10 protein-coding genes are annotated in these 14,621 nt (G+C 34.5%); 7 read left to right on the forward strand and 3 right to left on the reverse strand.

Annotated features, from left to right (window positions below; all coding sequences use genetic code 11):
* Positions 1-46: 46 nt before the first annotated feature.
* Complete coding sequence (locus tag OQ292_RS21040) at positions 47-973, forward strand: polysaccharide deacetylase family protein (protein ID WP_284686403.1); 927 nt, start codon at positions 47-49, stop codon at positions 971-973.
* A gap of 37 nt (positions 974-1,010) precedes the next feature.
* On the opposite strand, the gene OQ292_RS21045 is transcribed toward OQ292_RS21040, so the two are convergent.
* Complete coding sequence (locus OQ292_RS21045) at positions 1,011-1,736, reverse strand: LytR/AlgR family response regulator transcription factor (RefSeq protein WP_284686404.1); 726 nt, start codon at positions 1,734-1,736, stop codon at positions 1,011-1,013.
* Positions 1,733-2,797: a sensor histidine kinase gene (locus OQ292_RS21050; protein WP_284686405.1), complete on the reverse strand. Its 1,065-nt coding sequence runs from the start codon at positions 2,795-2,797 to the stop codon at positions 1,733-1,735. Before OQ292_RS21050 ends, OQ292_RS21045 begins: the two co-directional genes overlap by 4 nt.
* A 242-nt stretch (positions 2,798-3,039) precedes the next feature.
* On the opposite strand from OQ292_RS21050, the gene OQ292_RS21055 reads away from it, so the two are divergent.
* Positions 3,040-5,547 (forward strand): TonB-dependent receptor, encoded by a 2,508-nt coding sequence (locus OQ292_RS21055; protein WP_284686406.1) that lies wholly within the window; start codon positions 3,040-3,042, stop codon positions 5,545-5,547.
* A 149-nt stretch (positions 5,548-5,696) separates the two neighbouring features.
* On the opposite strand, the gene OQ292_RS21060 is transcribed toward OQ292_RS21055, so the two are convergent.
* The gene (locus OQ292_RS21060; protein WP_284686407.1) at positions 5,697-7,061 is read right to left on the reverse strand and encodes a M1 family aminopeptidase; all 1,365 of its coding nucleotides are present in this window, start codon (positions 7,059-7,061) and stop codon (positions 5,697-5,699) included.
* 237 nt (positions 7,062-7,298) lie between these two features.
* Here OQ292_RS21060 and OQ292_RS21065 point away from each other — a divergent pair, with 237 nt between their 5' ends.
* The 5 genes from OQ292_RS21065 (at position 7,299) to OQ292_RS21085 (ending at position 14,606) form a co-directional block, all read left to right on the forward strand.
* On the forward strand, positions 7,299-8,513 hold the full coding sequence (locus OQ292_RS21065) for an MFS transporter (protein ID WP_284686408.1): 1,215 nt from the start codon (positions 7,299-7,301) through the stop codon (positions 8,511-8,513).
* A gap of 111 nt (positions 8,514-8,624) precedes the next feature.
* Complete coding sequence (locus tag OQ292_RS21070) at positions 8,625-9,605, forward strand: M23 family metallopeptidase (RefSeq protein WP_284686409.1); 981 nt, start codon at positions 8,625-8,627, stop codon at positions 9,603-9,605.
* Between the two features lie 219 nt (positions 9,606-9,824).
* Positions 9,825-11,600: an alpha-L-rhamnosidase-related protein gene (locus OQ292_RS21075; RefSeq protein ID WP_284686410.1), complete on the forward strand. Its 1,776-nt coding sequence runs from the start codon at positions 9,825-9,827 to the stop codon at positions 11,598-11,600.
* A gap of 132 nt (positions 11,601-11,732) precedes the next feature.
* Positions 11,733-12,467: an IclR family transcriptional regulator gene (locus OQ292_RS21080; protein ID WP_284686411.1), complete on the forward strand. Its 735-nt coding sequence runs from the start codon at positions 11,733-11,735 to the stop codon at positions 12,465-12,467.
* 381 nt (positions 12,468-12,848) lie between these two features.
* Positions 12,849-14,606 carry a sodium:solute symporter family transporter gene (locus OQ292_RS21085; RefSeq protein ID WP_284686412.1) on the forward strand — a complete coding sequence of 586 codons (1,758 nt, stop codon included), beginning with the start codon at positions 12,849-12,851 and terminating at the stop codon, positions 14,604-14,606.
* Positions 14,607-14,621 lie beyond the last annotated feature (15 nt).

A 14,621-nucleotide genomic window follows, 5' to 3' on the forward strand; every position in this document is an offset into this window, starting at 1 on the left:
TACATCTAATATCTTATATTTAAAACAGAATTAGATAAAAGATACAATGAAGAAGCTTTATACTTTTTGCTTACTACTATTTTTTGCGAACACATTTTTACATGCACAAATAAAAAAGGTATGTGTTACTATAGACGATTTACCGACTGTTGTCTACCATGTTGCCAGTGAAGAGTATAAATTGGAGTTAACAAAAGACATTGTAAAAATGCTGAAGAAGAATCGTATTCCGGCAATAGGATTTGTAAATGAAGTTAAGCTATACGAAAATGGAAATGTATCTCAAGAAGAGGTCAATTTGTTAGAAACTTGGCTAAAAGATGGGCTCGAATTGGGCAATCATACTTATTCTCATCTCAGCTATCATAATACCAGTTTTGTAGCTTTTACAGACAATATTATTGAAGGTGAAAAAGTAGATAAAGAACTGGCAAAAAGGTATAGTGCTGAATATAAGTATTTTAGACATCCTTTTTTGAATATTGGCAAAACCAAAGATGCCGCAGATTCGCTCACTCAATTTCTCAAAGAGCATCATTACATTGCCTCACCAGTCACCATCGACAATCAAGATTATCTTTTTGCCCAGAAATATGAACAGGCACTTTTAAAAGAAGATAAAGATGAGATGGAGAAAGTCGCTAATGCTTATCTAGAACACACCAAAAAGAAGATAGATTACTACGAAATGCTTTCAGAAAAGACCTTTAAAAGGCAAATTGCTCAAACTTTACTCATACATGCCAACAAGCTCAATGCAGATTATTTGGCAGACATCATCAAAATTTTTGAAAAAAGGGATTATCTATTTATCTCTCAAACTGAGGTATTGAAAGATAAAGCGTATTCGGAACCTATTACCAAATATGGACCTTGGGGCATTTCTTGGCTCGAAAGGTGGGTAATGAGCAAAGGCACAAACAAAGACTTATTAAAATTAAACCCAGAAGTGCCGGCATTTATAGCGGAATAATATTCGAGTTTAATTGTATGTAGTAAGTTAGAGTATTTCAATACCCACTTTTAATAAAGTCGTGAAATTCCTTTCTGTAGTTTTCTGATATGGTGAGGTTTTTATCTTCTATCTGTACTGAGGTTTTTGTAACCGCTTTAATTTTGTCTATCGAAACAATGTACGAGCGGTGTATTCTAAAGAATTTTTTGGTGGGCAATCGATCTTCTAAACTTTTTAAGCTCGATAGTGATAAAATTGGGTATTTATCTGTGGTAACATGTACTCTTACATAGTCTTTGTAACCTTCTATATAATTGATGTCTTTTAGCATTACCTTAACAAGTTGGTATTCAACTTTTAAAAAGATATAATCTATATCAGCTTCCGCAGAAACCTCTTTTGGCTGCTTTAACATCTCACTATGCGATTTTGCCTTCATGGCAGCACGCAAAAACTCATTGTAGTTAAAAGGCTTAAGCAAATAATCAATTACATCGAGTTTGTAACCTTCTATAGCAAACTGATCGAAGGCGGTGGTAAAGATAATTAGTGGTTTTTTAGGTCTGTCGTTTAGAATTCTTGCCATTTCAATCCCCGAAAGGTCACTCATTTCTATATCTAGAAATATAAGATCGATATCGTTTTGCTGCATGCTTTGTAAAGCAGTTAGCGCATTATCATAAAGGCCAATTTTTTCTAGAAATGGAGTTTTCTCAATAAAAGCATTTACTAATTCAAGTGCTAAAGGTTCATCATCTATGGCAATACATTTTAGGTTCATGACATGTTTATCTTTAAATCCACAACAAATCTTTCAGCTGATTTATCAACATCTAATTTATACTTATCCGAATAAATAAGAGCCAGTCTACGTTTGGTGTTTGCTAGGCCAATACCACTCTCGTCGAGACTTTTATTTACATGTTCAAAAACATTGTTTTCTACAAATAGGTGAAAGTTTGGAGCCTGATAATCAATTTTTATGTTTATCACCGAGGGATATTGAGAGCTTACACCATGTTTAAAGGCATTTTCAACAAAAGGTAAAATAATCATTGGAGCTATAAGCGCATTTGCTCCTTTAGTAATATCTTCGTAGTTCACCTCCACTTTTTTTGGAAGGCGCAGCTTCATCAACTGGATATAATTTTCAATAAACATGATTTCTTTTTGCAAAGGGAGTACATCTTTTTGTGAGTCATACAAAACATGTCGCATCATAGAAGATAGCGTATGGATCGCTTCTTGGGCTCGCTCAATATCAAAATTTGTAAGCGAATAGATGCTGTTTAATGTATTAAAGAAGAAATGAGGGTTGATTTGTGTCTTTAAAAAAGATAGTTCGTTGCTTACTTTTTGTTTTTCAAGTTCTTCTCTTTTTATCGCATTATGCTGTTCTTTATCTAACAAAATTAAAATGGTACTAATACCGAAAGACAATAAGATAAATAGCAAGCCTTGAAAGTCGAATCTAAACCAACTGCCTTTTTTATAAGGTTTATCTGGTTTAAAAAACTCGTGCATAATGCGTGGTAGGTCTAAACCATGTTCCACTGACCTTAAGATCATGAGTGTGATAAAAGACAAGACCAATACATATATAGTATAAGTAAACATACCTTTTGGTAGCAATACTTTAGGCACTAATACAATCTTATTAAACAAATACACGGTAACCAGCATCGCAGCAAAAATGGCTTGCTTAGTCCAGAAGGCATTTGGAAAGTCTACATTCCAAACTAATGGAGATAGTAAACAAACCAGAAACCATAGAATGGTTACGGTTAAAATTTCTTTCCAGTGTATTCTACTGGTCCAGGTTATTTCTTCGATACTGTCCATAATGGATAAATAACCACAATGATAATCTACTTATTTGTTATAGCTTGTTATAATCTACAAAAGCCCTGTTCACGTCTACGAATCAGCAAGAGCCCTCTATTAAAAAGCACTCGTCGATTGATTTGAGATTTCATCGACTCTAAAGCCACTTTGGAAGACATTCAATGTGCAAACATCTATTCTTTTTGGGGCTATTTACAATATATAGGAATTTTGAAAGACTTAAAATTAATTTACCAAAAATGAAACAAATCGCCCTATTAATCTTATTCCTAGCTGTACAACCGATTTATGCGCAACAATATGGTGGGCCGCCAAATAAAAAACAAGAAAACGAAGTAGGGTATGGCAAAATCACCGGAAAAGTAGTTGATGCTACTAATAACGAAGTGATTCCCTATGCAACTGTGGCTCTTATAGATGCTTCAGGAACAATGAAAAACGGTACTGTAGCTGCCGATAATGGTACTTTCACACTTAAATCTATTCCATCTGGTACTTATACTGTTACTATCTCATTTATTGGATACGCTCCAATAACAACCGACCCAATGGTGATTACCGGTAAAGGTGAATCTTACGATTTGGGAACTGTAAGTTTAGAAAGTGGTTCTACTGAGCTTGACGAAGTAGTTATTGAAGGAGAAAAAGAGCTTGTTGAAGAAAAAGTTGACCGTTTGGTTTACAATGCTGAGCAAGACCAAACTACTGCTGGTGGCGATGCTGCCGATGTTTTAAGAAGAGTTCCTTTGTTATCTGTTGATTTAGATGGTAATGTGTCTTTAAGAGGTAGCAGCAACATTACAGTTTTAATAGATAACAAACCATCTACAATTTCTGCAAGTAGCATTGGTGATGCATTAAAGCAAATTCCTGCTGACCAGATTAAATCGGTAGAGGTAATTACTTCACCATCTGCAAGATACGATGCAGAAGGTACTAGTGGTATCATTAACATTATTACCAAGAAAAATAACTTACAAGGTATGTCTTTAGACCTGCGCTCTAGTGCTGGTAACAGAGGTTCTAACCTTGGTTTAAGAGCTAATTTAAGAAAAGGCCGCACTGGATTTTCTCTAGGTGGTTTTGGTAGATATGGTTATAATATAAAAGGTAAGTTTGAAAACACGCAAACTTTAAGAGATACAGATTTAAATGAGCTTTCTACTACTGAGCAATTTGCCGAAACTAGAAACAATATGCTTTTTGGTAGATATAACTTCGGTGTAGATCACGAAATTAATAAATATAACTGGGTAGGTATATCTGCAAGCCTTGGTTTGTTTAACATGAAAAACAAACAAGATGAGCGTGAAACAAACACTTATTCAGATGGTATATTAACAGACTACGGTGTTGCAAATGTGGATATGAAAAATCTATCTCAGCAATACGACATCAACCTAAATTACTTAAGAACTTTCGAAGAGAAAGGTAAAGAGTTGAGCATTTTAGGTCTTTATAGCCAAAATGATAGAACAAACGACTTTCAAATTGCAAACTTAGATACTGATTCTTATGCTTTCGAAAGTGGTACAAAAAACATCAACGATAGCTATAACAAAGAAATCACTGTTCAATTAGATTATGTGGAGCCAATTGGTGAGAAAATGATCTTTGAAGTTGGTGGTAAAAACATTTATAGATTGGTTAATTCAGATTATCAATACCTATACGCTTCTGAAGACCAGAACTATACAGAAACTGGAAATAATACACTATCTAATCAGTTTGACTACACGCAAAATATTACTGCAGGTTATGTGTCCTACACTGCCGAATTCTTAAAGAAATACAGTATTAAAGCGGGTGTGAGATACGAGCATACTACTATCGATGCTGAGTTTCAGAACGAAGTAGGCTTAGACATTCCTGATTATGGTGTATTAGTTCCTAGTGTCAATCTTTCAAAAAAGTTTGGAGGAGGAAAAACTATCAAATTTGCATATAATAGAAGGATACAAAGACCTTCATTAGAGTACTTAAATCCAAATATTCAAGGTTCAAACCCATTGAGTATTACGCAGGGTAATCCAGAACTTGATCCAGAATACACAAACAACTTCGAAATTGCTTTGAGTACCTACAAGAAAGGCATGTCATTGAACATAAGTGCTTTTATGAGAAACACAAATGGATCAATTCAGGCAGTAAGAGAGTCTAGAGGTGTAGATACAGTTTATACTACTTACCAAAACATTGGTGAAGAAGATGCATATGGAGTTAGTCTTTTCTCAAATGTGAAAGTAGGTGAGAAGTTTATGGTAAATGGCGGTATAGATGCATATTACGCAGTGTTAAGTAACAATGTTGACAACCCAATATACAATGCTAAAAACGATGGTTTTGTAATTAGCGGTAGAATGTTTGGTAGCTACAAATTTAACGACCAATGGGCAGCTCAGTTCTTTGGATTTGTTAGAGGTAACCAAGTGCAATTACAAGGGCACTCAACTGGCTTTTACATGTACAGTTTAGGTATCAACCGCTCATTTAAAGACGATAAAGGTAGCATTGGTATAGGTGCAGAAAACTTCCTTACTTCTTCATTAAAAAGACGTACAAAAGTATCTTCTCCTTTAGTTGATCAAGACAACATCAACTACATGTATAATACTAATTTCAAGATTACATTCTCTTACAAAATCGGAAAACTTTCTATGAACAACAACCGAAGAAAAGGTAAGTCTATAGAAAACAACGACTTAAAAGGTGGAGATAGCAATCAAGGAAATACAGAATATCAATAATTATTGATGTGGGGAGCGAATACCTCTGTGAAAGTTTAAGCAAAATAACTGAGGTATTTCCTTCTTACATTCATGAATAAAAATAATGCCTTATTAATCAATAACCTTAAATATTCTACTTTTATCAGATTTCCTTAAAGTTGTACAAATTAATGTACAACTTTTTCTTTTGGTATCAACTCCCCATTAATAATATAGCTGTTAAGTGACGCTGCAATTTCTTCTTTAGGTATAAACTCAGAAGCAACTGTAATAAAGTCGTCTACAGTAAGAAGTGCCTCTTTTTGCTCAGAAGTAGCCTTTAAACGGCTCATAAAATCCTGAAAAGACTTAGTTCCATTGCTCAAATCTGTAATTCTTTTATCGAGGTAAGCGGCAAACATAGCTCCTCGTTGGTAGGGTAAATGCTTATAATATTTACCTTCCCAAAATCGCTTCATTACTTCGCTATTTGGTGTGTTATTTACAGGATTATCAGCCAGTTCTTTATAGGTTTGCTCAATAGAATTTTTAAAATCTTCTTGAGTAGTAATACCACTTTTTGCCAAAAGGTACCAAGTGGTATAATCGTTAAAACCTTCATCAAACCATTGATGTTCAGTGCCGAGAGAAACTGTACCAGCTCCAATAAATCGGTGCATAATTTCATGCGAAATGGTGCTTACAACCTCATTGTTAGCTAAAATGGTATCACCAGAATATTTCACATGGAAACCATTGTTAAAAGCTGTTCCAGAAATATCGTGGTAATCTATATCGAGAAAGGGAGAGGCAATTAAAGAATAATAATCTCCTTCCAAATTTCCCCAAAAATCGTTCATGGCAGGTATAAAAGCATCAAAATAATTCATGAATCGATCGAGATTGTATTTATTATCTTCTCTAATTCGCAGTACAATATAGTTTTTTATACCATCCAACTCTCTGGTTTCAATGTGTAAGTCAGTCGCACCACATACAAGTGCATCCATTCCTTCTTCTAAATTGAGTTTTACAGTTTTGCCTGGTTTTAATTCAGGGGCAAAAGTGAAATACATCGGGAAAGCCGGGTTTTTCTCCAAAGTTACAGACATGATAATAGATTTTTCTTCTTTGTCTGTTTCTGGTTTTAGAAATAGCGTATGTGAAAGTGAAAAGAAATAGCTATCAGAAATAATTGGCCTAAACATCTCACCAATCACTTTTTGCTCTGGTGTATGTGTATCTATAATATCGTAATTAATCTCAATTTTTTGATTGTCTGGATGATAAAAGATGACATTACTATTTACTGTATCAATCTTAAAAGGCACACTGGCCTTGAGGTTCACAAAGCTTTTCATTAAATCTTTCATCCCACCATAATATAGATTCCCATATTTAAATGTTGTACTATCTGTCTCTATTGGTGAATACGAAAGGGTAGTATGCATTACATTTGGCTCGATCTTACAGCGATAAGCCAGATCAACCTGAGCAAAGGATAGATGAAAATTTAGAAGTAAAGTTGTTAGAATTAGTAAAAAGTGTTTCATAAAATGCCGGATTAAGCAGCAAGTATAAAACATTACAGGGTTTTAGTTCAATTCGGTAAATAGATTTCTAAAATCCACTATTTTTTTAATCTCCCTATTATCTTAAAATGCATGAAAAGAATAGTTCAGATTCACTTTATTGTAAACTTCTAAGCGTATTTTTGGCGATCAAAAATTGATTTTAACTAAACAAAATATTTTGGGAATCTAGCTATGGGTTTCCTGATGACTAGCAACATGGAAAAAAGAAAATTAACTGGCTATGACATACTTCTAATTGCTGTTTTAACCATATTACAATTCTCAATTGTTCTGGATTTTATGGTGATTTCTCCGCTAGGAGCTCAATTAATGAGGGTATTAGACATCAATTCATCACAATTTGGAGCAGTCGTTTCTGCTTACGCGATTAGTGCTGGCGTCTCTGGTTTACTCACGGCAGGCTTCTCCGATAAATTCGACAGAAAAGATCTATTACTCTTCTTTTATGGAGGCTTTATTATAGGAACACTATTTTGCGCACTGGCTCCCAACTACGAATTATTATTTGCTGCAAGAATTTTTACAGGCTTATTTGGTGGTGTAATGTCGTCAATTACCTTTGCTATTGTAACAGACGTATTCAGCTTCGAAGTGAGAGGTAGGGTAATGGGTTTTATTCAAATGGCATTCTCAGCGAGTCAAGTTTTGGGTATTCCAATGGGACTTTATCTTGCAAACAAATTTGGCTGGCATTCTCCTTTCTTTTTAATTGTAGGTGTAAGTGTTTTTATTTTTGCATTAGTATGGTTTAAAGTAAAACCTATAAATGAACACTTAAAAGTAAAGTCTAAGGTAAAAGCACTCAAACATATCTCGGGCATTGTTACAAATAGTAATTATCAAAAAGCATTTCTTACCACCTTTTTTCTGGCAACAGGTGGCTTTTTGATTATGCCCTTTTCAAGTGCTTTCTTGGTGTATAATGTAGGTGTACAAGAAACTGAACTGCCATTTGTTTATATGATAACAGGTATAGGCACCATCATTACAGGGCCACTTGTTGGTATTTTGAGCGATAGAATAGGTAAGTATAAAATCTTCTTAGTTGGCACTTTGCTATCTATTGTTATGGTGTTTATTTATACCAATATGTATCATACACCTCTTTATCAGGTAATCATTATCAATGCTATATTTCTAATATTTGTTTCTTCTAGAATAATTGGTTCTTCGGCGATTTTAACTGCAGTTCCAGAGATTTCTGATAGAGGTGCATTTATGAATATCAATTCATCTATCCAACAAATGTCTGGCGGTTTGGCTACTATGCTAGGTGGTTTTGTATTAATTGAAAGTGAGACTGGAGGTTTCAAAAACTTTGATACCATCGGTTATATGGCTGCTATATCGATGGTTATCTGTGTTATTCTGATGTATTTTATCAATAAAATTGTAATGAGTAAAAGGTAGTAAAACTCATTTTAGCCATTATTTATAAGATTTGGGATTTAAATAAATTAGAGCCTATTGTATAAGCAAAATTTACTTTCTTAATTTGTGGTAAATATCCGATCATAAATAATGGCTAAAACCCAATATTACTATAATACTGAAACTTGTAGCTACGAAAAAATTGAGAAGTCGAAGTTTGAAGGGATTATAAAAGCTATAGGTTTACTTTTCGTATGTGTGATTTTTGGGAGTGTATTTGCTTGGGCATATCTCACAAGTTTTGACTCTCCATACGAATTAGAATTAATTCAGAAAAACGAAAATCTACTTTTCAATTACCACCACTTAGATAAAGAATTAAAGTCACTACAAGACCACGTAGTAAAGCTTCAAAGAAGAGATGACGAAATCTACAGACCAAACTTTGAAGTAGAGCCAATTCCAAAAGAGATAAGACAAGCAGGTGCTGGTGGTAGCCAGAAATATAAAAATATGCTCAGAGAAGGTCTTGAGAATGAAGGCTTAATTATAAACTATTTGAGCAGAATAGATTTGCTTAAAAGACAAATGTATATTCAATCTCAGTCTTTAGATGAAGTCTCTGAATTAGCTAAAACCAGAAAAGAATTGATGAGCCACTTACCGGCCATTCAACCTGTTTCTAATAAAGAATTAAAAAGATTGGCTTCCGGTTTTGGTATGCGTTTTCATCCTATCTTAGGTATTAAAAGAATGCACCCCGGTTGCGATTTTTCTGCACCTACTGGTACTCCAATTTATGCAACAGGAGACGGTAAAATTATTAAAACCGAAAAAGGAAACCGTAGCTATGGTAATCAGATAGAAATTGATCATGGTTTTGGTTATGTTACCAAATACGGCCATATGTCTACTTTTGAGGTAGAAGAAGGCCAAGAGGTTAAAAGAGGTCAAATTATTGGTCATGTGGGTAATACTGGTTTATCTACAGCTCCGCACTGTCACTACGAAGTTATCTTTAATGACATAAAAGTGAATCCAGTAGACTATTTCCTTAATGATTTAACGGACGAAGAATATGAAGAAATCATTCGACTTTCTTCTGAAGAAACTGCACCATTAGGGTATTGATTTTTTGGATTTGAAATAAATCTTAAGGCATTGTGAATAATGCCAATTGTAAGGCTGTTGTCCAATATAATATTATCTTTATTAAGTCTGTAAAATACTGACTTTAGAAGTTTGTTGCTTGTTTTATGAATTTCGATTGGCTAACTATAAGTAGTTTTAAAACAAATAGATAGCCTTTTCCATCTGTCATAACATTTTAGATAGGCATCCAATAGAAATATGAAAGCTACAAACTTTACCTTATCCCTTATTTTCATTCTTATCAGTTTTACCTCTTTTGCGCAATTACCGCCGGTATTCGGACCAGAATACAATGAAATTGCCCAAAAAGATGAAATGACTCGCACATTTATCTCTCCGATTAAAGTAATGTGGACGTCTGATGCTTCTGGAGAGTTAATTAAAAATACAGATGTACTTCTAAAGAAGGGAAATAGTCAATCGAGTATGAGTAGTGTTACAGAGTTTTGCTCAATGAAAACAACCGATTCAGACACTGCTTCAATTCTACTAGATTATGGAAAAGAGCTACATGGAGGTTTGCAATTGGTAATGGGTGGTTCTTCGAGAAGAGAGCCTTCTTTGGTGAGAATCAGGTTTGGTGAATCGGTGGGAGAGGCAAACAGTCAAACTTACAATTCAGATTGGTTAATGGGTTTCTCTACAGACGATCATGCCAAGCGCGACATCATTATGGAAATTCCCAGAAGTGGATTGATTGAAATTGGTAATACAGGTTTTCGTTTTGTGCGCATCGATTTAATGCAGGCAAATACCTTAATCAATTTAAAGGAGGCAAGAGCGGTTTTTAGATATCGTGATATTCCTTATCTGGGTTCATTTAAAAGTAGCAATCCAAGATTAGATTCTATTTGGATGACAGGTGCATACACCACACATCTCAACATGCAAGAATACCTTTGGGATGGAATTAAACGGGATCGCTTAGTTTGGTTGGGAGACTTCCATCCGGAAATGGCGACCATTACAAAAGTGTTTGGCTACAACGAAGTAATTCCTAAAAGTCTTGATCTTGCCTGCGAGCAATATCCACTACCAAGTTGGATGAATAACATGAGTTCTTATTCATTTTGGTATCTAATTATCCATTACGAATGGTACATGCAAAATGCAGATATTGCTTTTCTCAAAAAGCATCGAGAGTATATTATCAATTTGATCGATTTAATCGATTCCAAAATTAATGAAGATGGCACAGAAGAATTTGGTAGTTTCAAATTTTTAGATTGGCCATCTACCCCGAATAAAGAAGGTGTAGAAGCTGGTTACAGAGCCCTCTTGGTTTGGGCGTTAAATGATGCTAAAAAACTCAGCGAGATTTTAAATTCGAAAGAAAGTGCAGATAAATGTGTGGCTTCCATTAAAAAGTTGAATAAGAAAATAATGGATCATAATGATTTGAAACAAGCTGCGGCTCTAATGGCTGTTGCGGGATTACTAAAACCAGAAAAGGCTTGTAAGGAAGTGATTTCTGTAGATGGAGCAGCACGATTCTCTACTTTCTATGGCTTGTATATGTTAGATGCACTATCTATGGCAGGCAAGCACGAACAGGCTCTCGATATTATCAGCACCTATTGGGGTGGTATGTTAGATATGGGTGCTACAACTTTCTGGGAAGATTTTAATATAGAATGGATGGAAAACTCTGCCCGTCTAGATGAATTTACCCCTGAAGGCATGAATGATATTCACGGTTCATTTGGTGATTATTGCTATCCAAGTTACCGACATAGTCTTTGTCATGGTTGGGCTTCTGGCGTTACCGCTTGGATGACCGAAAATGTTTTAGGAATTACAATTGTTGAAGCAGGTTGTAAAACTATTAAGATAGAACCAAACCTCGGAAACCTCGAATGGGCAGAAGGCACTTTCCCCACACCATTAGGTATTGTAAAAGTTAAACACACCAAACTACCCAACGGCAAAATCGAATCAGAAATAGATGTTCCAGAGGGAATTAAGGTGATTTGAGTTGTGTGGGGGGGAAATCCTGAATATTTACTTTAAAAACTAATATGAAAAATTTCCAGAATAAGTGTTGCTATTATAGCAATTTAACCCTACCTTAGTATTGCTATTATAGCAATAACTAATAATCGGAAAATGAAATTACCATCACAACCCATATTAGGCCTTATTGAAGGCATGGAAGTTTTACAATACTTAGCTGCAACAGATAATGAATTGTCGGGTGTTGAGATATCTAAAACCTTAGGTATCGAAAAAACCAAAGTAAGTAGAATCCTAAAAACTTTGGCCTATTTGGGTTTCGTAGTTCCAACCGAAAAGCGTACCTATATATTAGGGCCTGCTGTTCATGTGCTTTCAGCTCAAATGCTTCACGGATCTGGCTTAATAAAAGATGCGCTGCAATATTTAATTGAGCTCACTGAATTAGAAGTTACTGTGGCTATGGGTGTGCTTTGGAGAGATAAAGTGGCTTATACCTACCATTGGAGCCCAGGTTTTTCGCCAACTGAAGGTTTGGGAAGGGTAGAGCTTTTTCCTTTTACACAATCAAGTATTGGCATAGTACTTTCAGCAAATAAAGCTGATGGTGAATTAGAGGAAATACTTACAAATTCAACAGATAAAGATTCTAATAAGAGTAAAGCTCAATTCTTTAAAGAGATCAATTTTGCCAGAGAAAATGGTTATGCAACCACTGTCTGGAATGGCAAAAAAAGTATTGCTTTGCAAGTTGGTAATCCAGCATATTCAGCAATTGCATTAGCACACATCGATCCTGCTTTGCCTGATGAATACTATCTAAATATTTTGAGCGAAAAAGTGAATTTGATTGAAGACCGAATTTCAAATCAAACATCGAAAACTTAGAAAACTAAACAACTAACTAAATAAAATTACCAATAAATAATATATGAATATGAAAACTATTAAAAAATCTTTTGCGAGGTTGTCTTCATTGTATAGAAAGACAGCTTTAATAAGCTCACTTATCATTAAAAATGTAGAGACTTATTCAGTATAAAACTGATTAAAAAGTTGACATTCGTTGTTTTGAGCAAAATTCGGACTTGCTTATAACAATGTAAAAACAATGTATTTTATACTTTCATTCAACCTTATTTTTACTAAAAATCAATCCTTTTTAACCAGCTTTAATTAGCGCTGTATTTAGTTTAATACTTTTTTCAGTACAGATCAGTACTGGAAAAAGGTAGCTTATCATTATTCTTATCAAAACATTAAATAAACATGTCAATCAAAGATTTGATAGTGTTTTTCCTATATATCATTGGAAATATTTCAATCAGTGTTTATTTGGGAAATAAAATTAAAAACTCACATGATTTCTTTGCTGCTGGTAGACAATCTTCTTGGTGGTTGAGCGGCTTATCTGCATTTATGACCATGTTTTCGGCAGGTACTTTTGTAGTTTATGGTGGCATTGCATTTAAAGCAGGAATAGTGGCAGTGTCTATTTCTATGTGTCTGGGAGTGAGTGCATTATTTGTAGGTTATTTTATAGCAGGTAGATGGAGAAAACTAGGTGTAACTTCAGCAGCAGAGTACATTTCATTAAGATATGGGGCACTTTCTCTAAATATCTATACATGGTTTAATATATTATACAGATTACTTGGAATGGCTGTGGCCTTGTATTCACTAGCAATTGTATTACATGTAATTGTTCCTGAACAATGGGATGGTTTCTTTCGATATTGGCTTGGAACAAGTACTGTCAATGTGATTATAATATTTTGTGGAATTGTAATAGTGCTGTACGCCATTTTTGGAGGTTTATGGGCAGTTTTACTAACAGATGTATTGCAGTTTGTTATTTTGATGATTGCTGTAATTGCTGTTATTCCTTTAGCTCTGAGTAAAATAGGCGGGCTTGGTAGCTTTTTAAATCAAATCGATTCATCTCATTTAACGCCTGTAAATCAAGAATTTACATGGGTATTTCTCTCAGCTTGGATAGTTATACACATGTTTAAAATTGGTGGAGAATGGGCATTTGTACAAAGGTTTGTTTGTGTTCCAACTCCTGCCGATGCTAAAAAGGCGACCTATTTATTTGCTGTACTTTATTTAGTGAGCCCAATTATATGGATGTTACCACCCATCATTTACAGTGTAGTTGATCCAACAGCAAACTTTGAACAAGCATACATCTTAGCCTGTAAATATGCTTTGCCAGAAGGTATTCTTGGTTTAATGGTCGCTTCAATGTTTGCCGCTACAGTAAGTATGATCGACTCCGAATTAAATGTTTATGCTGGTGTTTTAACCAAAGATTTTTATAAAAAAATGTTTGAATGTGCTTCTGAAAATGCACAGGTATTTACAGGTAGACTTTTTACATTTTTACTTGGAGTCTTGGTTACTTGGCTTGCTATTAAAATTCCAGCAATGGGCGGGGCAGAAGATATCATACTTTCCATAACTGCTCTAGTTGCAGGAGTTACGGTTTTACCTGTACTATGGGGAATGGTTTCCAAGAAATTGAACCAGACTGGAGTTTTAGCTTCTATTCTGATAAGTAGTACTTTAATAATCTGTGTAAAATATGGCTTTATTGCTGTAGATGCTTGGTTTTTAAACTGGTTCGAAACATCTATTCAAACATGGATAATTACTTATTCAAGAACTATAGAAGCAGTAGCCGGTGTAATTATTCCACTATTTGTTCTAACAATTACTGAGTTTATAATTACTTCCAAGAGTCCCCATTTTATTCAGATTAATAATGATGAAATAGATAAATCGCCAATACAAGCCTCTATGTTTCCAGCTAAAATTATGGCAACAGCAATTGGAGTTTTAGGTCTTATCATAATGGTACTCGCCATCACAGCAGACCAAGACATTATGGTTCAATGGATATTGAGTTTCACTTTGCTTGTGATTAGTGCCATAATATTCTATCTGATAAAACTGAAGGATAAAAACATGAATCATACTGCCTTAAAAAAAGAAGATGAGGTTCCAGTAAAAATTGAATTCTGAAAAAGAAATATAAAT

It is taken from the genome of Chondrinema litorale (assembly GCF_026250525.1).
Lineage (GTDB): Bacteria > Bacteroidota > Bacteroidia > Cytophagales > Flammeovirgaceae > Chondrinema > Chondrinema litorale.

Coding starts and splice junctions, on each gene's coding strand:
- OQ292_RS21085 (WP_284686412.1), top strand. CDS start 12,849: ATGTCAATCAAAGATTTGATAGTGTTTTTCCTATATATCATTGGAAAT.
- OQ292_RS21055 (WP_284686406.1), top strand. CDS start 3,040: ATGAAACAAATCGCCCTATTAATCTTATTCCTAGCTGTACAACCGATT.
- OQ292_RS21075 (WP_284686410.1), top strand. CDS start 9,825: ATGAAAGCTACAAACTTTACCTTATCCCTTATTTTCATTCTTATCAGT.
- OQ292_RS21070 (WP_284686409.1), top strand. CDS start 8,625: ATGGCTAAAACCCAATATTACTATAATACTGAAACTTGTAGCTACGAA.
- OQ292_RS21065 (WP_284686408.1), top strand. CDS start 7,299: ATGGAAAAAAGAAAATTAACTGGCTATGACATACTTCTAATTGCTGTT.
- OQ292_RS21040 (WP_284686403.1), top strand. CDS start 47: ATGAAGAAGCTTTATACTTTTTGCTTACTACTATTTTTTGCGAACACA.
- OQ292_RS21045 (WP_284686404.1), bottom strand. CDS start 1,736: ATGAACCTAAAATGTATTGCCATAGATGATGAACCTTTAGCACTTGAA.
- OQ292_RS21080 (WP_284686411.1), top strand. CDS start 11,733: ATGAAATTACCATCACAACCCATATTAGGCCTTATTGAAGGCATGGAA.
- OQ292_RS21050 (WP_284686405.1), bottom strand. CDS start 2,797: ATGGACAGTATCGAAGAAATAACCTGGACCAGTAGAATACACTGGAAA.
- OQ292_RS21060 (WP_284686407.1), bottom strand. CDS start 7,061: ATGAAACACTTTTTACTAATTCTAACAACTTTACTTCTAAATTTTCAT.